Source organism: Virgibacillus salarius, assembly GCF_039521925.1.
Taxonomy (GTDB): Bacteria; Bacillota; Bacilli; order Bacillales; family Amphibacillaceae; genus Virgibacillus; species Virgibacillus salarius.
Genome location: NZ_BAAACY010000122.1, coordinates 1 through 21213, shown reverse-complemented (window position 1 = coordinate 21213; position 21213 = coordinate 1). Strand labels below are relative to the sequence as shown.

General features: G+C 36.6%; 21 protein-coding genes. 1 reads left to right on the top strand and 20 read right to left on the bottom strand.

Going from position 1 to position 21213, the window contains the following annotated elements; genetic code table 11:
* Positions 1-305: 305 nt before the first annotated feature.
* The 16 genes from spoIVA to prsW form a co-directional block, all read right to left on the bottom strand.
* Entirely contained in the window at positions 306-1784 is a 1479-nt protein-coding gene (gene spoIVA, locus ABDZ84_RS15655) for a stage IV sporulation protein A (protein WP_026681021.1), read from the bottom strand.
* A 206-nt stretch (positions 1785-1990) separates the two neighbouring features.
* A complete protein-coding gene (locus ABDZ84_RS15650; protein WP_026681022.1) occupies positions 1991-2719 on the bottom strand; it encodes a hypothetical protein in 729 nt (242 codons plus the stop codon).
* 17 nt (positions 2720-2736) lie between these two features.
* Positions 2737-2934 carry a DUF2768 domain-containing protein gene (locus tag ABDZ84_RS15645; protein WP_026681023.1) on the bottom strand — a complete coding sequence of 66 codons (198 nt, stop codon included), beginning with the start codon at positions 2932-2934 and terminating at the stop codon, positions 2737-2739.
* 272 nt (positions 2935-3206) lie between these two features.
* Positions 3207-3467, bottom strand: coding sequence for a stage VI sporulation protein F (locus ABDZ84_RS15640; RefSeq protein ID WP_026681024.1), 261 nt, complete (start codon positions 3465-3467; stop codon positions 3207-3209).
* A gap of 61 nt (positions 3468-3528) precedes the next feature.
* A complete protein-coding gene (locus tag ABDZ84_RS15635; protein ID WP_026681025.1) occupies positions 3529-4563 on the bottom strand; it encodes an NAD(P)H-dependent glycerol-3-phosphate dehydrogenase in 1035 nt (344 codons plus the stop codon).
* Between the two features lie 14 nt (positions 4564-4577).
* Positions 4578-5888, bottom strand: a complete 1311-nt coding sequence (gene der / locus ABDZ84_RS15630) for a ribosome biogenesis GTPase Der (RefSeq protein ID WP_026681026.1) — start codon at positions 5886-5888, stop codon at positions 4578-4580.
* A gap of 203 nt (positions 5889-6091) precedes the next feature.
* The gene (locus ABDZ84_RS15625; protein ID WP_026681027.1) at positions 6092-6277 is read right to left on the bottom strand and encodes a capping complex subunit for YIEGIA; all 186 of its coding nucleotides are present in this window, start codon (positions 6275-6277) and stop codon (positions 6092-6094) included.
* Positions 6278-7171: a YIEGIA family protein gene (locus ABDZ84_RS15620; protein WP_026681028.1), complete on the bottom strand. Its 894-nt coding sequence runs from the start codon at positions 7169-7171 to the stop codon at positions 6278-6280.
* A 600-nt stretch (positions 7172-7771) separates the two neighbouring features.
* Positions 7772-8902: a 30S ribosomal protein S1 gene (gene rpsA, locus ABDZ84_RS15615; protein WP_026681029.1), complete on the bottom strand. Its 1131-nt coding sequence runs from the start codon at positions 8900-8902 to the stop codon at positions 7772-7774.
* 160 nt (positions 8903-9062) lie between these two features.
* A complete protein-coding gene (locus tag ABDZ84_RS15610) occupies positions 9063-9641 on the bottom strand; it encodes a lysophospholipid acyltransferase family protein (protein WP_026681030.1) in 579 nt (192 codons plus the stop codon).
* A 12-nt stretch (positions 9642-9653) separates the two neighbouring features.
* Positions 9654-10337, bottom strand: coding sequence for a (d)CMP kinase (gene cmk / locus ABDZ84_RS15605; RefSeq protein ID WP_121605086.1), 684 nt, complete (start codon positions 10335-10337; stop codon positions 9654-9656).
* 153 nt (positions 10338-10490) lie between these two features.
* Positions 10491-11153, bottom strand: coding sequence for a flagellar brake protein (locus ABDZ84_RS15600; protein WP_026681032.1), 663 nt, complete (start codon positions 11151-11153; stop codon positions 10491-10493).
* Between the two features lie 87 nt (positions 11154-11240).
* Complete coding sequence (gene ypeB / locus ABDZ84_RS15595; RefSeq protein WP_026681033.1) at positions 11241-12584, bottom strand: germination protein YpeB; 1344 nt, start codon at positions 12582-12584, stop codon at positions 11241-11243.
* A 14-nt stretch (positions 12585-12598) separates the two neighbouring features.
* Complete coding sequence (gene sleB, locus ABDZ84_RS15590) at positions 12599-13411, bottom strand: spore cortex-lytic enzyme (protein ID WP_026681034.1); 813 nt, start codon at positions 13409-13411, stop codon at positions 12599-12601.
* Positions 13412-13725: 314 nt separating this feature from the next.
* Positions 13726-13923, bottom strand: a complete 198-nt coding sequence (locus tag ABDZ84_RS15585; RefSeq protein ID WP_321132554.1) for a hypothetical protein — start codon at positions 13921-13923, stop codon at positions 13726-13728.
* A gap of 523 nt (positions 13924-14446) precedes the next feature.
* The gene (gene prsW, locus ABDZ84_RS15580) at positions 14447-15157 is read right to left on the bottom strand and encodes a glutamic-type intramembrane protease PrsW (protein WP_051388308.1); all 711 of its coding nucleotides are present in this window, start codon (positions 15155-15157) and stop codon (positions 14447-14449) included.
* A gap of 86 nt (positions 15158-15243) precedes the next feature.
* Here prsW and ABDZ84_RS15575 point away from each other — a divergent pair, with 86 nt between their 5' ends.
* Positions 15244-16215: an asparaginase gene (locus tag ABDZ84_RS15575; RefSeq protein WP_026681035.1), complete on the top strand. Its 972-nt coding sequence runs from the start codon at positions 15244-15246 to the stop codon at positions 16213-16215.
* A gap of 302 nt (positions 16216-16517) precedes the next feature.
* On the opposite strand, the gene ABDZ84_RS15570 is transcribed toward ABDZ84_RS15575, so the two are convergent.
* The 4 genes from ABDZ84_RS15570 to ABDZ84_RS15555 all read right to left on the bottom strand — a co-directional run bounded on the left by ABDZ84_RS15570 (position 16518) and on the right by ABDZ84_RS15555 (position 20719).
* Positions 16518-17480, bottom strand: coding sequence for a YpdA family putative bacillithiol disulfide reductase (locus ABDZ84_RS15570; RefSeq protein ID WP_026681036.1), 963 nt, complete (start codon positions 17478-17480; stop codon positions 16518-16520).
* A gap of 124 nt (positions 17481-17604) precedes the next feature.
* Positions 17605-18837 carry a Glu/Leu/Phe/Val family dehydrogenase gene (locus ABDZ84_RS15565; protein ID WP_371414014.1) on the bottom strand — a complete coding sequence of 411 codons (1233 nt, stop codon included), beginning with the start codon at positions 18835-18837 and terminating at the stop codon, positions 17605-17607.
* Between the two features lie 370 nt (positions 18838-19207).
* On the bottom strand, positions 19208-19786 hold the full coding sequence (locus ABDZ84_RS15560) for a genetic competence negative regulator (RefSeq protein WP_026681038.1): 579 nt from the start codon (positions 19784-19786) through the stop codon (positions 19208-19210).
* 162 nt (positions 19787-19948) lie between these two features.
* Positions 19949-20719: a metallophosphoesterase gene (locus ABDZ84_RS15555; protein WP_034678942.1), complete on the bottom strand. Its 771-nt coding sequence runs from the start codon at positions 20717-20719 to the stop codon at positions 19949-19951.
* Positions 20720-21213 lie beyond the last annotated feature (494 nt).

The following is a 21213-nucleotide window of genomic DNA, read 5'->3' as shown; positions in this document are numbered from 1 at the left end:
ATAGAAGGTAGCATAAATTAGTCTATTTAAGTGAGATAATTATACCATCTGATGTAGCTTTGCTATTCTCATTAATCCAACCTATGAGGCAAAGAACACAAGCGCCAGATTAGAAACTTAGCGACTGGAGCGAGTCAACGGAGAAAAAGGAATCACGGTGTGCTTGCGGAGCCGATGATGAGATTCGTGAAGTCGCATCGTTTCTGGGCGCTGGAGCTGGAAACGGCTCAACATGCCCATATCTATCCATAGGTTCCAATTTCATAATTTCCTAGACAAATAAAAAAGCAGCCTTTGATCAGCTGCTACAGTATAATCGCTATAAGTCCACCTGAACCTTCGTTAATTATCCGTTCAAGTGTATCTTTTAATTTATATCTTGCATTTTCTGGCATTAGTGCTATTTTTGCTTGAATACCTTCCCTTACAATAGAGCTTAATGACCTTCCAAAAATATCTGATTCCCAAATGGATAAAGGGTCCTCCTCGAAATCCTGCATTAAATATCGAACGAGCTCTTCGCTTTGTTTCTCGGTCCCAATGATTGGGGAGAATTCCGATTCTACTTCTACTTTTATCATATGAATGGAGGGCGCTACTGCCTTTAGTCGCACTCCAAATCTAGACCCTTGTCTTATTATTTCCGGCTCATCCAGAATCATGTCTTCTAATGCAGGTGCAGCTATGCCATATCCAGTTTGCTTGACCATTTGTAAAGCTCCTGAAACCTGATCATATTCACGTTTGGCATGAGCGAAATCCTGCATCAGCTGCAAGAGGTGATCTTTTCCTCTAATTTCTTCACCAACAATTTCTTTTAATACTTCATCATACAAATGATCAGGAGCATGTAAGTCAATCTCTGCTACCCCTTCTCCCATTTCCATTCCAGCCAGACGAGCCTGATCAATATATTCGAATTCAGAAAATTCTCCAACAATATGATCTACATCTCGTAATCGTTTGATATTTTTAACTGTGTCTTGAATGGCGTCTTGATAATTTCTTCTTAACCAATGATCTTCATTAAGAACCATTACCCAGCTAGGTAAGTTAACATTAACTTCTAGGACCGGAAATTCATAAAGCGCCTCACGTAAAACATTGTTAACATCATGCTCTGTCATTGATTCAATACTCATAGAAAGTACAGGAATATCATATTTATCCGATAGCTCTTGCCGTAACAGCTCTGTCTCCTGACTACTTGGTCTTTGAGAATTTACAACCATGATGAACGGTTTTCCAACTTCCTTTAACTCATCAACTACTCTAGCTTCTGCATCAACATAATCATTTCGTTCTATTTCTCCAAATGATCCATCGGAGGTTACAACTACACCGATTGTTGAGTGCTCCTGAATAACCTTACGCGTGCCAATCTCCGCCGCATCATGAAAAGGAATAGGTTCTTCATACCAAGGTGTATGAATCATTCTCGGACCGTTCTCGTCCTCAAATCCTTTCGCTCCTTCAACCGCATATCCGACACAATCGACTAGGCGCACATTGACATCAAGCCCCTCATCCACATTGACTGATACTGCTTGATTGGGAACAAATTTTGGTTCTGTTGTCATGATGGTTTTCCCAGCTGCACTCTGCGGTAATTCATCATGCGCCCGAGCCCTTTCACTCTCTTCTTCAATGTTAGGCAGGACTACCAACTCCATAAATTTCTTAATAAAGGTGGATTTTCCTGTACGGACTGCTCCTACAATTCCAAGATAAATATCTCCATTCGTCCGTTTCGAAATATCTTTAAAAATATCAACTCTTTCCAAAAGATCCCCTCCCGATCTCCGTTCTTTTTCATTACGAACAAACTACGAATAATTGACATTACAAGTCTATGATGTTGTCCTATCAAAATATGCCTTAAATATGTGCAAAAGATTAAAAAACATAAACGTTCAACCTGTTCGTAAAAGAAAAGACAAATAAACCCTTGAAACAATATATGTTACAAGGGTTTTAATATGATATATTTTTATTTATTTTCAAGTTGAAATACTGGTTCACCATTTTTTATTGTATAAGGGAACGAATATACAGGTACAAACGGCGTGTTATCAGCTAGTATATACCTTATATCATCACCAGGTTTAAAACCATGCTCATACTTATTTAATGCATTATTTAAGTCTATTCGATAGTCAACATAGAGATTACCCTCTACATCCATGATGATTGGTATATGCTGATTAGAATATGGACTAACAACCGTTGGCGACTTATCTAAACCTAGTTTTTCATAATCAATAGAATACACGCCTTCTTCGATTTCTTCACCAAACGGCGGATAAATATGTTCATTTCGGTATATATCTAACTTAACATTTATACTTCGTATTGCTTCAGTAACTTGTAAATCAATTAACTTCACACGTGGGTTATTATCAGGTGTAATTAGTGTATACTGATATATCCCACCATTTTCATACGCATTACCAGGAATTTCAGTTAAAATATTTTCTTCCTTTAGCTTTGAAAAATCAACTAAGTATTTTTCGAAAATTGGTGTATCACTACCCTTTGTTCTTATTGGAACCAATCCCTGTGTCTTCTCCTTAAACTGATCGACCGCTGATTGAACCGTTTCCAATTGATCTTGATTTGGTGCTTGATTTTTGGATAGCTGATTCTGCGGGTATAAACACCCAGTAAGTAGGATGGTAACTACTAACACGATTAACATCTTTCCATATGTATACTTCACTATAAAGCCTCCTTGCCTTACACTGTAGGACCGCTAAAAACAATGTAAAAGATAATTAAGCCACCGGTAATTAATGATAAATAGGCAAAAATTGCAACTATTCCGGCCAAAACACCTTTTAGTTTATATCGAGATAACAGAATAAGACCAATTGCTACTAGCAGTAATACCATACCTGCAAATGAAATATACATTTTTAGCATTGATTCCGACATGACACCACTCCTATACAAACAAACTGAACAATATCATTGCAACACGTATTATAACACAAAGACATATACACTCGTCCAAAAAATACGTATTCAAAATATTTCGTCGATGCTACAGACATTTTCATTTGTAGCATAAAAATCCGAGATGAAGGGGGCTTACTCCATCTCGGTTTGACTAAATAATTATCCACAGCAACTCTATCCATGAATGCTTGTGCGATTTATTTTATGCGAGTATACGGCTGAATGTATCCTCACTTGCCCAAGTACGCTTATTTTTTAAATAATTGGTTTAACGAATTCATATCCATTGGTACATCATTTTTGACAATAGACTGTACAATTTTATCTTCTTTTTCCTTTGATATAGGCTTATTAGCTAATTTACTTAAATGACGAACTAGCTTTCTAACTGTTTTCTCGTCTTTAAAATTAGCATGTTTAACCGAATCAGCAACTTTGTATACGTCATCAGGATTAATATTTGCCTTTTGCTGTATTTTGTCAAAAAGACCTTTTTGGAAATTATTCACGTACTCGCCTCCCTGCTAAGTTAACTCAACACATTATATGCAGGAAGGAGTTTACGTGTTATCAGGAATACCTCTCCATTAATAATTTAGCTAGATCGTCCATTTCCTCTCTTTTCGTTCGATTCATAAGCTGCTCTACAATGTCCTTCGGATCCTTCTCTTCAAATAAAACTTGATAAATTCCCTTCGTAATTGGCATCTCTACCTGTTGTTCTTCAGCAAATTGGTATGCAGCCTTCACCGTACGAACTCCTTCAACTACCATGCCCATCTGTTCAAGCACATCATCTAATTTATGTCCTTTACCTAACAGGTTGCCTGCTCGCCAATTACGGCTATGAACACTAGTACAGGTAACAATTAAATCGCCAACCCCTGGTAATCCTAAAAAGCTTAACGGATTTGCTCCCAGTGAGGTCCCCAATCTCGCAATTTCTGCTAACCCTCTTGTAATTAATGCTGCCTTCGCGTTATCTCCATAGCCTAAACCATCAGAAATACCTGCACCAAGTGCAATAATATTTTTTAGAGCACCACCTAATTCAATCCCTAAAATATCTGGGCTGGTATAGACGCGAAATGATTCATTAATAAACAAATCTTGCGCAATCTTAGCATTATCCATCTGAACTGAAGAAACTGTAACAGTTGTTGGTTGACGTAAAGCAACCTCCTCAGCGTGGCTAGGACCAGATAATACAACAATATCTTCTTCCTTATAATTTTCTAGCTCCTCAGCAATCATTTGTGATACACGTTTTAACGTCACCGGCTCAATTCCCTTTGACGCATGGATGATTGTTACATTATGATTAAGCACATCATTCAATGACTTACAAACTTCTCGAATTGCCTTGGTTGGTACTACTATAACAACCGCTGTAACGCCATCCATTGCTTCAGTTAATATATCATATGCCTTAATATTGCTTGGAATTTCAACATCTAAATATTTGTCGTTTCTTCTTGTTTCATTGATTATAGCAGCTTGGTCTTTTCGATGCGTCCATAAGTTTACCTCATGTCCATTATCAGCTAATACAATACTTAAAGCTGTTCCCCAGCTTCCAGCTCCCAATACAGCAATCTTCGTCACAAACTTCTCCTCCTCTATTGTCTTCTTCTCGCAAATAACTTAATTGGTGTTCCAACAAATCCAAATGCTTCTCTAATTTTATTTTCTAGAAATCGTTCATATGAGAAATGCATGAGTTCTGGATCATTCACAAATACAACAAAGCTAGGTGGTTTTACAGCCACCTGTGTAGTATATAAAACTTTTAATCGTTTCCCTTTTAAAGTTGGTGTAGGATTCATTGCAATTGCGTCCATAATCACATCGTTTAGCACATTTGTCGGGATCCGCTTCGCGTGATTCTCACTAGCCAATTTAATCGCAGGAATAAGCGTATGTAGACGTTTTTTTGTCATTGCGGATAAAAATACAATTGGTGCGTAATCCAAATATTGAAAATGAGCCCGTACGTTTGCTTCAAATTCTTTCATGGATTTTTCGTTTGCCTCAACCGTGTCCCATTTATTAACAACAATTACGATAGCACGTCCCGCCTCATGAGCATAGCCGGCAATTTTTTTGTCCTGTTCTCTGATCCCTGTTTCAGCATCAATTAAAACCAATACAACATCAGATCTTTCAATGGCTTTCAATGCCCGCAAAACACTGTACTTTTCTGTAGTTTCATAAACTTTCCCACGTTTTCGCATACCGGCAGTGTCAATAATTACAAAGTCTTGGTCATCCTTATGGAGCTTCGTATCAATGGCATCTCTCGTCGTACCTTCTATCTCACTAACAATAACCCTTTCTTCATTTACTAACGCGTTTACTAATGACGATTTTCCAACATTTGGTCTTCCAATCAAACTAAAATATATTGTGTCCTCGTCCTCATCGATATCTTCCCTTTCAGGAAAGTAGTCAACAACTGCATCTAATAAATCACCTAATCCCAGACCATGTGAACCAGAGATAGGATAAGGCTCGCCAAATCCAAGCGAATAGTATTCATAAATTGATTCACGCATCTCAGGGTTATCAATTTTATTTACCGCAAGTACAACTGGTTTATTTGATTTATATAATAATTTAGCTACCTCTTCATCTGCACCAGTTATACCTTCTCGTCCATTTACAAGAAATATAATGACGTCTGCTTCATCAATTGCAATTTCAGCTTGCTGACGCATCTGAACAAGTAGCGGTTCATCTCCCATTTCAATACCACCAGTATCAATGATGTTAAAGGTAGTTGCTAACCATTCAACTTGTGCATAAATTCGATCTCTTGTTACTCCAGGAATATCTTCTACGATGGATATCCTTTCGCCAACTAATCTATTAAAAATAGTTGATTTTCCAACATTTGGTCTTCCTACAATTGCTACAACAGATTTCCTCATGAAAGGAACATCCTTTCTCTTTACGTTCAATTTTAATGTTATACCATTTTTTATTGTCCAAATAAGCGATATTGTCGTATCGATAATTATATATTGCAATCATTGAAATAGTTATTTCTATATTTATCGTCACTGCTCTATGACTTTTGAACAATTTCTATAATAGCAAAAGTAGTACATATTAACAATGAAATTCAAAATCGTTAATGCCTGACGATAATAAATAACTCTTCACTTAGCTCATGGGCAATTCCATCGGTGATTGCTTCTAGATTAGCAGCTGTATCCTCAGCTTCCTTTCTATTCTTACAGATGAAAATAGGAGCACCACCATCAATAGCTGATCTATTCGTAGTAATAACAGCCAAAATCGCCTTTTCAATTTGCATTTATGAATTTCCTCCCTTTTTCACCGAACCTGATTCTGAAGGCATGCGAATTGCATTCTCTAATACTGGTACTGCTCCAATGACCTTAATTGCCTTATCAACCTCACGAATTTGTGGCAAAATGAATACGCCTATTCGACCATCATCTAAATCCCTTTTAATCAAAGGTGTAAGTGCTGGTGTACCGGAATCACGGAAAACGCCAAGGGTTACAGATACATCATGTAATATTGCTTGTCGTTGCCCTAGATTTGCAATTGTCGTAATGACATTCATATTCTTAGGGGTTAAGACAAACCCCATACCATACTTCAATATTTCTTCCTGTCTTTCTGGAAGCCCGATATTCATAATATAAATGTTATCGACATAGAGACCGGCCCCTTCAAAATGGAGTTGATGATGTTTTATGTCGACAATATCCTTTATCGTCGATCCACTCATTAATATTCTGCTTATTATTAAACAAGCAATTGCTGCAATCATTGCATAGTACACGTTCCATACAAGAAAAACAAGTGTGCTTATAAAGGAAGTGATAATAACTAAGTAATTTCTACTTTCGAATGATATAGCTATCCCTTCAATATATGTTTTTCCTCTTGGTACTAATTCAAAACTATCTACTTCGGTTAAGGTATTCCGCTCCATATTTCTTACTTCTCTAAACTGGGTTGCTGCAACAGTTAAAAATGTAACTGCAGTAAATTCCAACTCCATGATTGCCGGAATAGCTACCGACCCTAATGCAGCTGCAATAAAGCCCAATGATACATGAATTACCTTTCCATGAAGATATGTAGGGTATTGACGATAATCGGTACGTAACATTAGTATTCTTGCTACAGTTCCTATGATGACACCAAATAGAATTGGTAACGTATATTCATTCATTCTGACACCTCATGCATGCTTTGATTTATCCCGCATATAACTGGCAGTAATTACCCCTACTTCAAGCAATAGAGTGAAACCAATATTGGTAAAAGGGGATTGAACTGTGAGTAAATGTCCGATGGGTTGAAGGGCCTCTAGGTCATACCCTTGTGGTACTAACAATCAATGGGGATAAACAAAACCCTCACTGATTGAAGTTTTACTTTATGACGAAATAATTTACTTCTTCCTTTTTGTAGTATGTCTAAAATTGTTTTTATTACTATGACAAATAGGAGAATATCAAAAAATTGAATGTCGCCAATTTTTTCTAGAAAACCATATGTGGGATAAAATAATAAGCCGCTGTGCACAATTACCGCTTGCTATTAGCATCATAGCTATTTTCAAATAGTGGTATAGAACAAAAGAGCAACCGTCCGATTAGAATCGTATCGACTGGAGCGAGCCAACGGATATAAAAGAATCACGATGAGCTTGCGGCCGATGATGACCTAGATTAGGGCGATTCGTGAAGTCGCATCGTTTCTATTTCCTAGACTACAAAAAAGGTTCTTTCTAAATTAAAGAAAGAACCTTTTTAAACAGCATCTCTATTTATTTGTATTTATTTAATTTATCACCAATAAAGTCTCCTAGTTGAAATCCAGACTGATCTTCATCCTTTTCATATTGCTTATATTCTTTTGCTTCTTGCTCTTGCTCAAGTTCTCTTATACTTAAAGAAATACGCTCTTCTTTTTCATTAACATCGAGTACTTTCACTTTCACGTTCTGACCAACTTCTAATACTTCCTGTGGTGTTCCGATATGACGGGTAGCAATTTGCGAAATGTGAACAAGCCCTTCTACACCAGATTCTATCTCTACAAATGCTCCAAAATTAACTAATCTTTTAACAACGCCTTCTACAATAGCTCCTCTTGAAATACGTTCCTCAATACCTGACCACGGACCTGGAAGTACCTTTTTACGAGATAGTGAAATACGTTCGCTATCTCTATCAACAGATAATACTTCTACTTTAATTTTATCTCCTTCTTTCACCACTTCCGAAGCATGATCAACATGCTCATGGGCAAGTTGAGATATATGAACAAGACCATCAACGCCACCAATATCAACAAATACACCAAAATTAGTTAAACGCTGTACCGTACCCTCGATTACTTGTCCAGATTCCAGTGATTGAAGTAATGATTTTTTCTTCTCTTCTAGCTCTGCTTCCTCGACAGCGCGATGAGATAAAATAACTCGATTTTGCTCTCGAACTAGATCAACAATTTTTACAGTAAGGGTCTTATCTTTATAATCACTAAAGTCTTCTACGTAGTGTGTTTCGACTAGGGAAGCAGGTATAAATCCACGTAACCCTACGTCTACAACTAAACCACCATTAACAATTTCTTTTACCTCTGTTTCAAAAACTTCATTATTTTCATATTTTTGTTGTAAGTCTTCCCATGCTTTATCTGCATCAATTGCTTTTTTAGATAAAATTACATCCTCTTCATCTATTTTTTTAACCTTTAGTGTTAGCGTGTCTCCTTCAGTTACAACATCGCTAGCTTTTTCAATATGAAGATTAGATAGTTCCCCAATTGGCAATATCCCTTCGGCTTTGTATCCGATATCAACAAGAACCTGTTTTTCATCTACTTTAACAACCGTTCCTGTTAGTGTATCTCCTACATTAACATTTGATACTTCATTTTTTGCTTCACTCATATCCATAGCCCTCCTAAATACAATTCGAAACAGAATAACTTATCTTTATTTTTGTTATTCACGTTTCCGTCATTCACCCTAAAACTAATAGAATAATACCAAAAAAAATCCCTTTTTTATAACTTCTAATAATTATAATTATTTGTCAAGTAAAGTAGTTTTAATTATTTTTTTCAATTAGTATGCTTATTTCTTCCATAATTGCATTGGCAGCTTCTTGTGCAGAAGCCTTTTTGATTCGTAATTCTTCCATTCGAACAGGCTCTCCGTATATAACCTGTAATTTGTGAAACGGTTTATATGTGCCCACAATCGCACAGGGAACAATAACTGCCTTAGATCGTAGGGCAAAAAAACCAGCCCCAGCCAGCGGTTCTCCTAGTTTACCCGTCTTACTTCTCGTCCCCTCTGGAAATAATCCAAGTGTACGCCCTTTAGAAAGTATTCCTAACCCTTTGCGAAGCGCATTGCGATCACTCATACCTCTTCGAACTGGAAAAGCTTGGATGCCTAATAATAATTTCCCTAAAAATGGTTTTTCAAACAATTCCTCTTTCGCCATAAAATGAATATCTCTAGGAGAAGTTATTCCAACAACAGGAGGATCTAGGTTGGAAATGTGATTAGAGCATATTATAACTGGACCTTCCTTTGGCACATTTTCTTTACCAGTAACCTTGATTCGATATAGAGGATAAAATATAAGCGCAACAACAAATTTAGCGAATTTATATAACATGAAAGTTTCCCTCTATTTCGTATGTTTTATTTTTTTGGCTTGCTCGAGTATTTGCTGTGCTACCTCGTTTATGGTAAGTGATGTTGTATCAATTTCAAGAGCATCCTCTGCTTTAACTAAAGGTGATGCTTCCCGTTTAGAATCAATTTGATCTCTTTGCTCAATTTCTTTTTTCAATTCTGCTAAATCAGAAGCTATTCCATTTTTTATATTTTCTTCATGCCTTCTTTTTGCTCTTTCTTCAACAGTAGCTACTAAAAATATTTTAACTTCAGCATCTGGAAGTACATGAGTCCCAATATCGCGACCATCCATAACCACATCTCTTTTAGCGGCCAAGGCTTGCTGACGATTAACCATTTCACTTCGGATCTTCGGATGTTTAGCAACATAAGAAACCGTATTAGTGACTTCAAGTGAACGAATTGCTCCTGTTACATCCTGATTGTCAATAAATACCTTTTGTCCCTCTATGGTTTGCTTTAATTCAATAGTTGTTTTTAGTAGTAGTGCCGTTAGAGCTTCTTCATCGTTTACATCTACTGAATGGTTCATTGCTTGTAATGTTAAAGCGCGATACATTGCTCCCGTGTCTATATAAATACAAGCAAGTTCCTTAGCTACCATTTTTGCTACCGTACTCTTTCCTGCTGCAGCAGGTCCATCAATTGCTATTGTTAATGTATCCTTTTTCATGAAATGACTGTCATTCCTCTCATAACGATAAGTTCTATTAAAATAGGTTGAAAAAACTTGGCTAATGCCAAGTTTAAGAAAACAAACCTATTTATTATAATAACATACCCCACAAATATAGGTCTATTTCAAAACGGGGTTAACATGCTGTTATTATTCTAACGACATTTCTTTTTTTCTAGCCTCTCGCTGTTTTTCAAAACAATAACGGATAATATTTTGTTGCTCACTCGTAGACAGTGTCAAAAATTTTAACGCTGCTATTTTTATACCATGTTTTTTTTCCTGTTGAAAAGAAATAAATTCTACAATCGATCGCACATAATAATACGTACCATTTGAGAAAGGGAGCGTAAGCCAAACCTCCGCCTGACATCCAACTATTTTTATATGTTTTGGAATAATAATAGAAATTCCCCCTGCACTTAAATCAGAAGTAATCGTCGTAAATGGTTGACTGTTACTATCGATCATATGCACCGCTACATCAATTGCTGTATTAACTCTAACAAAGGTTCGTCGTTGAATTCGCTTCATATTTTCGTCAGGTAACGCAATTGCCATAGCAGGCACATTAAGCTTTACTCTTGCTATAATTTCTGAATTAAAGTGATAGATAATATCTTCTTCATCACTATAAGTTACCGATAACAACGTACCTTTTACGAATAATGTCGACTTCTGCGTTTTCATATGAACTGGATAGTCAATAAACAAATAGTTTTCGTTTTTTTCAATTACTTTACATCGGTATTTTTCTTTTTCTGTATTCCCAGCTATGGCTATTTCAATATTCAATACCGTACCAATTTTCATATTAACTCACCCTATTTCACTATAATGAACCTTTATACCTATTATTACAGAAAAATCCGAAAAGAGGAAGACAATTTTGTCCTCCTCCTACATACTACTTGCATAGTTTATTTCCGAACCACTCAATTTCTCTACTCTTTCTTCTTTTCCATCCATAGCATTAATAAATATTCGGTACGTTTCGTTTCCTAATATACCAAGAAATTCATAGGTTAAGACTTCTTCACCAAGATCATTATCAATTACGGCTAGAAATTCTTCCTGGATATCGACATTAGGATTAACCATCTCTTTTGCTTCTTCTTCACTGAGCTCTGGCGTTGGTTTTTCTCTCTCTGTATGGTTCATAAAGTAATCATTTGCTGTTAATCCAAGAATATCACCGTTATCTAACGCCACTTTAACTTCCATCGCATCGGAATAATAACGGACCCCATCTTCACTGTATAGGAAAGAGAATGCACCAATATTATCAAATTGCGTACTTTGAAATACAGTCATATTTTCAAAGTCAAATTGCTCTAAATATTTTTGCGCTTTTTTCATGCCTTGATTCAAGCTAATTTGTTTATCATTTACCGGTCTATCTACCAACAGCGTAATTGGATGTCCGCCTTTTTGCGAGAGATCCATATAGGCATTTTTCTTATCATTACGGTAGGAGATGCTGTAAACTGGGACATCTGCGCCTTTTCCGCTCTTTGTTATATTTATTTTTTCATTATTTTTTACGTTAAATAATGATTTAGCTTTTGCCAATGCTTCATCTTCACTTATTTCTTCTCCAGTTAGAAACTTATACTCATGTTTTTTGACGGAGGTATTTGAGATAGAAGCATCACCATTACCCTCTGAAAATCCTTCTACCGTTTTTTCCACAGTCTTAAACCCATCAATAATCGTGTTATCCATCTGTTCATCTTCATTCGCCATTGCTAACTGAACATCCATCCAGCGTAAATTATTTTTTAAAGCTACATGTTGAACTTGCCTTAATTCGTCTTTAATCTCACCTGACTGCTTGTATAAACTTTCTAATGATTTGGTCTCCTTATCTGACAACGGATCAGTCTCTAAATTCCTAACCGCTGTACGATAGGTAAAGTCGCCAATCTCTGAAAGAAATTCTTCCGTTTTATTAAACGGTAGTAATCCTAGCGGTAATTGACCGACATCAGAGAGTGCCTCTGATGTTATACGCCATATTTCTACGAGCTGTGGCGATAATCGTTGATCTGAATTCATAGCTAATGCAGAGCCAATTTTATCATTCAGTAGATCTACGTGATAGGTGAGCTCATGAAAGGCTCGTTGATACGTATTTTCAGCTTGGATAAGAATTGCGTTTTTTTCCTGATGTTCTTGGTAGCCCCAGAAAGCTGTACCTGCAATCCCAATTGCTAAGACAGCGATTAGTATCCAGCGAAACATAATAAACACCCTTTCTATTTACAAAATATATGTTTTCCTATTTTCTTGATTTGTGGTCGTGACCATATCCACGCCGATGTTGCTGTATCTGGATTAAAATAATACTGTGCATTCCCTGATGGATCCCAGCCGTTTATCGCATCTAGCACTGCTTTCCTTGCAGTTTCATTTGGTGTTAACCAAATTTGTCCATCTGCAACAGCAGTAAAGGCTCGAGGCTCAAAAATTACACCAGAAACATTATTAGGGAAAGTAGGACTTTCAACCCTATTCAAAATTACTGCTGCCACTGCAACTTGTCCGACATATGGTTCCCCTCTTGCTTCACCATAAACAGCATTTGCCATTAATTGAATATCATTTTGTGAATATCCCTGCGGCACATTAACAGCTGTATTGCTATCGGCTTGATTACCACCAGTAGCACCTCCACCAGTATCCTGGTTTTTATCTGTTCCACCATAATGGGTAAAGTCTTTTCCTTGATTAATTTGTTGCTTGACATACGACTCATCATATTCACTGGCTTTTACTAGTTTTGCCTTTGTAGCAGCACCGGCAAGCCCATCAATTTCCATACCAAATTCATATTGAAAATTCCGTAAAGCCCAGTATGTTCCCCAGCCAAAAACACCATCAATTTTCCCATTATAAAAACCTAAATATTGTAACCTAGCTTGCAATTCTATAACGTCATCACCGACTGCACCGTGCTGAATTACTTGTGAACTGAAAGCATGGACAGGTTTATCTGGTTGTGATACTTGTATTCCAATAAATAAAAAACATATAATAAATAATGTAATCGGTCGTTTTTTATTCCTCATCTGTTATCCTCCTGCTATCTCATATTGTCTATCTATTTTTTGACTAAATCATGTTTTTATTCATGAATCGTTCACTTGGACTAATACCGGACTTTGAAGTGCATAAAATTAGGAGAAGCACAAGTAAACGTAGCATAACTGTACTTAAAACGCGTGACGTTTTATAAAGTAGCTGAGCCTTGTATTTAATACAAAGAAATACAGACACATCGAATTCTGATATAATTATAAGAAAAACTAAGCAAAATTCGCTCAGTCCTTATCACTAAATGCTCCGATTTACGCTCCCTCTAGTAGCTATTATGGAATAATAGCTACTGCTTGACCACCACTCCGGCTGCCCACTTCCCTTTCCGTGGGGGTTGTCCTTCAGCTAACTTTTTTAGCAAAACCCGCTTAAAAAAGTGGATCTTCAGGTCAAACATTTCCCACAGGAGTTGAAGTGGCCGCCCTTCGCTATCATCAGGCTCTACAACGCTAGCATGAAGTAACACAACTGCTTTTATACTCACGGATAGCGATTTTGACTTTACCCATTGTAAAAAAAGTCAATCTATTACTTATGAGCAAGAATTGTTGCACCTTCGCATAGCGGAGACTAATTACGTAGACTCCTGCGGGATTAGCGCGAGCCGAAAATCCACTTTGCAAACGTGTTCTTCTTTGCAAAGTTAGTTGAGGCCGTGCCCGTGGAAAGCGAAGTAATTAGTCGGAGCATTGCTAATATACATCAAACATTTCAAAATAACTACTTGGCTTAACGCAGTCATTGCACTGATTTTATACTTTCTTAACTTAGAACAAAAGCGCAAGCGCCCGATTCGAAACATAGCGACTAGAACGAGTCAATGGAGATAAAAGAATCAAGGTGCTCTTGCGAGCAGATGATGACTTATCGGTGCGATTCGTGAAGTCGCATCATTTCTAGGAAACTGGAGCTGAACGCGCTCAGCACGCCCATATTTATCCACGTGGAATAATTTTATATTTTCCTAAACTAAAAAAATCCTCTTTACTTAACGTATAAGAGGATTCTTAGCCTTCTTTTCTATTTTGTACATCGACTGTAGATGCTTTATGATCTGTATCTATTAAAAGATAGTGATTCATTGGTTCATTAGCTAATTTTACTCTGCGTAATCCTATAATCCATAGAATAATCATAAATGGGGCAAGCAAAACTACCCAATTACTAGCGACTTCGACAAGAATATAATTATAGGTGCCGTGCAATAAAAAAGGAAACAAAAATGCGAGTAGTAAATTTTTTGGTTTTTGTAACGGGTAAAGCTTCGCCTTCCCAAAATAATAACCCATAATCACTCCAAATAATGCATGAGAGGAAACTGGAAATAAGGCTCTTGTAAATGCATAGCTTATTCCATTTGTAAACAAATATAATACATTTTCAAGCGTCGCAAAGCCAAGACTGATGGCTACTGCATATACAATTCCATCATAATGAGCATCGAATTCTGAATGATGAAATATAGCATACATGAAAATAAACCATTTAAAGAACTCTTCTAATAAAGAAACAAGAAAAAAAGACTGTAAAAAATTATTAGTAATCAACTCTTCAGATTGAAATACATATTGAATAAACATGATTGGAAACACAAGTAACATACCTAGAACAAAGGTACGAATAATTAATGGCAAGGGTTCGCTATAACGATCCTTTAAATAGAAAAATGACATTAAAGCTAATGCTGGTGCTATTCCAGCAGATAAAATTGAAAACATAGCTTTTAACCTCTTTCACTTCCAATACAATAATCGTATCATTAAGTATAGTGAATGAAAATAGAAAATTATAGCAGGTGATTAAAATGAAGAAAATACTTATCCTCCATACTGGCGGGACCATCTCAATGGTTGAAAATAAAGAGACAGGTGCAGTAAATACAACTAGCCAGCATCCACTAACAGATTTAACCCACCACTTAAAAGCATATGCAAATATCGATGAGCGTATTGAGCTTTCATTACCCTCACCACAAGTAACACCGAAGCATATGTTACAATTAGCCAAAATAACAGAAGAGATGCTACCGTTCTATGATGGTATTGTAATTACACATGGAACAGATACATTGGAGGAGACTGCCTATTTTATTGATCTTTTACTCGATACTGATAAACCAATAATAATAACTGGTGCAATGCGTTCAAGTAATGAAATTGGTTCAGATGCTCTATACAATCTAATTAGTTCAGTTAGAGTTGCTGTATCCGATCAGGCGTCTAACAAGGGCGTGTTAGTAGTTATGAATGATGAAATTCATACGGCTAAAAATGTGACGAAGACTTCAACTAGTAATGTAGCTACCTTCCAAAGCCCACAATATGGGCCGCTTGGAATAATTACTAAAGACTCTATTATTTTTCATCACACCGTCATTAAACGATATGCTTATCCAATTAACCAAATTGAGAAACAGGTTTTTTTATTAAAAGCTTATGCTGGTATGGACGCAACAATCCTTGAGGCTATTCATAAAATAAATCCAGACGGTATTGTAATCGAGGCATTAGGGCAAGGAAATCTTCCAAAAGAAACAATTGTACCAATACAGCAAATGGTCCAGCAACATATACCTGTAATTTTAGTATCTCGATGCTACCAAGGTGTTGTACAGGCTACATACGGATACGATGGCGGCGGAAGACAATTAAAGGATATGGGAGTTATCTTCGCGAATGGCTTGACTGGTCCAAAGGCTAGAATTAAATTACTCATTGCACTAGAAACAACTAAGAATATGGCTGAATTACAATATATCTTTGAAAATGAATTTTAGCTTTCTACAAGTCAGGAACCTACATTGTCGGAACAGAACATAATAACCCAAAGCCGAACGAAGAGGTAGTTACCCCAGAAGTTAGACTTTTCACACTAATTTCTGGGGGCGTACCAATCCATTCGGCTTTTTCTACTCAAAGCTATTTTATGGTAGTCTAGGAAATGATAAAATTTGCCCATGTGGATAAAAGGGGCGTGTTGAGCAGCGTCCTTCAACTTACACACAGTGCCATTATTTTATAATTTCTTTCCTGTTCTTGTTCGTCTATAGAGAGGCGAGCATTGATGTTGTTCCCATCCTCAACTTTTGCTGTGGATTGATTTTGCAATTGCTTCTCCATGGAAACGTCCATTTTCAATAAAGATTTTATTATTATTAAATCCTGCTGCAACTACGCCAGCTATATAAATACCGGGTATATTAGTTTCATAATTTCTTTCATTAAACCTCGGCATCCCTGAATCTTTATCTATTTCTACTCCCATAGAAGTAAGTAAAGAAATATCAGGTCGATATCCTGTCATTGCAAAAACATAATCATTCGGGATAGTTTTAGTTTCCCCATCCACTTCATATACAATCGCTTCCTCAGTTACGTTACAAACCTTACCATTAAAGATCATATTCACTTCTTCTTTTCGAACAAGTGAATCAAATTCTGGCAAAATCCAGGGCTTAATACTCTCCGAATAATTACTACCTCTATATATAACGGTTACTTCTGCACCTGCTTTATGCAATTCAAGTGCTGCATCTACGGCTGAGTTCTTTCCACCGATCACTACTACACGCTTTCTAAAATAAGGATGACCTTCCTTGAAATAATGCATCACCTTATCCAACTCTTCACCTGGAATGCCCATCATATTTGGTTGACCATAATAACCAGTAGCAATTACAACATTATCTGCTTCATACTCTTGTTTTTCGGTTCTCACATGAAATCCATTATTCGTTTTCTTAACGGAGGTTACCTCTTCAAATGTATTTATACGTAATTGCTTACGCTCCGCAACAGAGCGATAATAAGCTAATGCTTGATTGCGGACTGGTTTGTGCTTTTCGGTAATGAAAGCTACATCGCCTATTTCTAGCTTTTCACTTGAGCTAAAAAAGGTTTGATGCGTTGGGAAATTATAGATAGCATTGACGATATTTTCTTTTTCAATTACTAGTGGACGATATCCAAATTTTTGAAGTTCAATAGCACAGGACATACCACAAGGTCCAGCACCTACGATAATAACTTTTTCTTGTTGCATGAATAAAACACTTCCTTCTAACTAGAATTCCACGAGAATATTCACGAATAATGAGAAAAACTCTTACCTTACTTACTTGGATAAGAGTTTTCCGTCATTAATCATCTACTCATGGTTTTCTTTTTTATACCCAGCCGCGGAATCTCGAAGCCTCAGCCATTTTTCGAACACCAATCATATATGCAGCTAAACGCATATCTACTCGTCTCGTCTCAGCTGTATTATAGATAGAGTTAAAAGATTTAACCATAATTTCATGAAGTTTCTTATCAATTTCTTCTTCTGTCCAATAATAACCTTGATTATTTTGAACCCATTCAAAATAAGAAACAGTTACACCACCTGCAGAAGCTAATACATCGGGTACTAACAATATGCCTCGTTCACTCAGTATTCGTGTACCTTCCATTGTGGTAGGTCCATTTGCAGCTTCAACTACAATGCTTGCTTTGATCTTATCAGCATTCTCTCCAGTAATTTGATTTTCAACAGCAGCTGGTACTAGGATATCACAATCAAGCTCTAATAGATCTTTATTTGAAATTGTATTATTAAATAATTTGGTAACCGTTCCAAAACTGTCTCTTCTATCCAGCAGGTAATCAATATCAAGTCCTTCTGGATCATAAAGAGCTCCATATGCATCGGATATACCTACAACTTTCGCACCAGCATCATGCAAAAATTTAGAAAGAAAGCTTCCCGCATTCCCAAATCCTTGAACTACTACTCTTGCTCCCTTAACATCTATTCCTTTTTTCTTTGCAGCTTCGTTAATACAAATTGTAACACCTTTCGCAGTTGCAGATTCCCTACCGTGTGAACCTCCGAGAACAATTGGTTTACCAGTTATAAACCCAGGACTATTAAATTCATCAATACGGCTATATTCATCCATCATCCATGCCATAATCTGAGAATTTGTAAAAACATCTGGAGCAGGAATATCTTTTGTAGGACCTACAATTTGACTGATAGCTCGTACATATCCTCGACTTAATCCTTCTAACTCACGGAAGGACATTTCACGGGGATCACAAATAATTCCACCTTTTCCTCCTCCATATGGTAAGTCTACAATACCTGCTTTTAAACTCATCCATATAGATAATGCCTTCACTTCTTTTTCTGTTACATCCGGGTGGAATCTTACCCCGCCCTTTGTAGGGCCTACTGCATCATTATGCTGTGCACGATACCCAGTAAAAACCTTAATTGACCCATCATCCATACGAACTGGAATTCTTACTGTCATCATTCTGATCGGGTCTTTTAACAACTCAAAAACTTCATCAGGGTAACCCAATTTCTCCAATGCAGTTTTTACAACAGTTCGTGTTGAACTTAATACATCCATTTTCTTATTCGTGTCTTTGGTAGAGTCTGCTGCGTTATCGGCTACCATGAATTTACCTCCTAGAATATCTATAAATATTTAGTAATAGCTGTACTCAGAGATTAGTATACACCTTCACTACAAATATGCAATAAAATCACTTCATTTTTTATAATAATTATCCTCTTGTCGGAATTGACTGATTATTCTTATGCAAAATAAAAGAAAACGCTTTACTTTTTCAAAAAATAATTGCCGAAGCTCTCTATTTTAGCTGTAAATTACTGTAAAAGCTTCGGTATATATTTTTGATCTAATTAAGCAGCACATTAAAGATTAAAAGCACTTTTTTCTTCCACTTCTTTGTGGGTATACTTTCCTTCATATCAATTTATTTAAATTTAGCTCTAATTTGTTCGACCGCATGAGATGGAAAAATTATCTTACCATACTCTTTTAAGCGATGTGACGTTATAATACTTGGATAGGCATATTCTGACATGACAGCTATAATATCTTCACGGTTATGATTCTCTAAATCATCATCTTGAAGTAGCATATAATATGTGCTATCCATATGATAAACTTGGCCGCCTTCTATGGATAGTGCGGACAAATTATTAGAAACATGTATGACATCTTCGAAATCTAAAAATGAGAAAAGTAGCTCTTTACTTTCATCTAACGTAACTTTCATCTCAATGAAATCATCATCCCAATGCAGGGTTTCGATATTTTGAGTTACAATTACATGCATCCCTTGCGCCTGCATTAAATGCACTTGTACCAGTAGCATGCCTTCAAGTTCAAAACCCAGCTCCGAGCTTGCTTCATACATCATATCACTAAATAAATTTCGGACACCTGATGCATCATACCATAAATCCTCTTTCGTAAATCCTCGTTCAATTAAATCATCAAATGTCAAAAAAATTGTAAACTGATTATCGGACACTCGTTCAATACGCATATAGCATCCTCCTTTATGAGCTGTATTTTCATTTACAAACATAACTCCATGCTATTTATAACATACGTTACTAAGCTGCACAATACAATATAATCATTCTATTGTAGTTCTTTTATACACTATATGCTAATGGAGTTATTCTTGAACTTGACAACGTCACTTTTACGTTAATTTTTCAAATGTAATCACATGACATTGAGAATTGGTTCCTAATCGAAAAGGTAATGATGAATAACCATATCCTTCACTAATTAATATCTTCGTATTTTTATATTTATCTAAGCCTCCGCGTTCATATGGTCCAACTCCCATTATTCGAATTTGTCCTCCATGTGTATGCCCCGCTAACGCAATATCAATTGATTGTAACTCTTGATCAGATAAGAGGTAGAAGGCCTCAGGATCATGGGTGAGTAGAATCATAAAGCTTCCCTGCGCGCCCTGCATCGCCAAATCTAATCTCGGCTCTCCATATGTAAAACAATCTAGTCCAAGTATGCTAATTGTTCGATTACCCCGAATTATGGTATCATTCGAATTCGTTAAAATGATTACATTTTCTTGTCTAAGCATTCGTTCTAATCGATCTGGTTGTGCTTCATAATCGTTATTTCCCCAAATGAAATAAATAGGTTGTTGCCATTTTTTTAAACGCCTAATATTTTTTATTGTTCGCTGCAATGGTACAAATTTTTCTGTAATGTCTCCACCAATAATGATAATATCAATAGGTTCTTTTATTTTCTCAATCGTTTTTTTATTTATTCTTCGACGATGAATGTCAGATATAAAAAAGATACGAAAATTAGTGAATTGGTCTGGAATTTGCTTATCTGTTACATGGTGATACAGCAATCTATCGTGATGTGCTAAAAAGATCATTCTAAAAACAAGAACCAAACCCGCACAAATAATTATCCCAAGAATAGCCAATCTCTCATACCCCTTTACGTTTACCGTTAGCTAAAAGATCAACCTGTTTTATCCCGCATATAACTGGCAGTAAGCCCCCTCTTCAAACATTTAAGTGAAACCAAGGATGGGTTAGTGAGGGGGCAACTGCCAGTAAATGTCCGATTGGTTCTACTTACCATCCGTAGGGAAAAATAAAACCCCACGGATGGAAGTTTCACTTTATCCCGCATATAACTGGCTGTAAGCCCCTCTTCAAACATTTAAGTGAAACCAAGGATGGGTTAGTGAGGGGGCAACTGCCAGTAAATGTCCGATTGGTTCTACTTACCATCCGTGGAAAATACAAAATCCCACGGATGGAAGTTTCACTTTACCCCGCATATAACTGGCTGTAAGCCCCCTCTTCAAACATTTAAGTGAAACCAAGGATGGGTTATGAGGAGGCAACTGCCAGTAAATGTCCGATTGGTTCTACTTACCATCCGTAGGGAAAAATAAAACCCCACGGATGG

Bases quoted from the DNA above. Each gene is read 5' to 3' on its own strand.
- ABDZ84_RS15645 (WP_026681023.1), bottom strand. From the start codon at position 2,934: ATGTCGGAATCAATGCTAAAAATGTATATTTCATTTGCAGGTATGGTA.
- der (WP_026681026.1), bottom strand. From the start codon at position 5,888: ATGAGGAAATCTGTTGTAGCAATTGTAGGAAGACCAAATGTTGGAAAA.
- ABDZ84_RS15625 (WP_026681027.1), bottom strand. From the start codon at position 6,277: ATGCAAATTGAAAAGGCGATTTTGGCTGTTATTACTACGAATAGATCA.
- ABDZ84_RS15620 (WP_026681028.1), bottom strand. From the start codon at position 7,171: ATGAATGAATATACGTTACCAATTCTATTTGGTGTCATCATAGGAACT.
- rpsA (WP_026681029.1), bottom strand. From the start codon at position 8,902: ATGAGTGAAGCAAAAAATGAAGTATCAAATGTTAATGTAGGAGATACA.
- ABDZ84_RS15610 (WP_026681030.1), bottom strand. From the start codon at position 9,641: ATGTTATATAAATTCGCTAAATTTGTTGTTGCGCTTATATTTTATCCT.
- cmk (WP_121605086.1), bottom strand. From the start codon at position 10,337: ATGAAAAAGGATACATTAACAATAGCAATTGATGGACCTGCTGCAGCA.
- ABDZ84_RS15600 (WP_026681032.1), bottom strand. From the start codon at position 11,153: ATGAAAATTGGTACGGTATTGAATATTGAAATAGCCATAGCTGGGAAT.
- ypeB (WP_026681033.1), bottom strand. From the start codon at position 12,584: ATGTTTCGCTGGATACTAATCGCTGTCTTAGCAATTGGGATTGCAGGT.
- sleB (WP_026681034.1), bottom strand. From the start codon at position 13,411: ATGAGGAATAAAAAACGACCGATTACATTATTTATTATATGTTTTTTA.
- prsW (WP_051388308.1), bottom strand. From the start codon at position 15,157: ATGTTTTCAATTTTATCTGCTGGAATAGCACCAGCATTAGCTTTAATG.
- ABDZ84_RS15575 (WP_026681035.1), top strand. From the start codon at position 15,244: ATGAAGAAAATACTTATCCTCCATACTGGCGGGACCATCTCAATGGTT.
- ABDZ84_RS15570 (WP_026681036.1), bottom strand. From the start codon at position 17,480: ATGCAACAAGAAAAAGTTATTATCGTAGGTGCTGGACCTTGTGGTATG.
- ABDZ84_RS15565 (WP_371414014.1), bottom strand. From the start codon at position 18,837: ATGGATGTATTAAGTTCAACACGAACTGTTGTAAAAACTGCATTGGAG.
- ABDZ84_RS15560 (WP_026681038.1), bottom strand. From the start codon at position 19,786: ATGCGTATTGAACGAGTGTCCGATAATCAGTTTACAATTTTTTTGACA.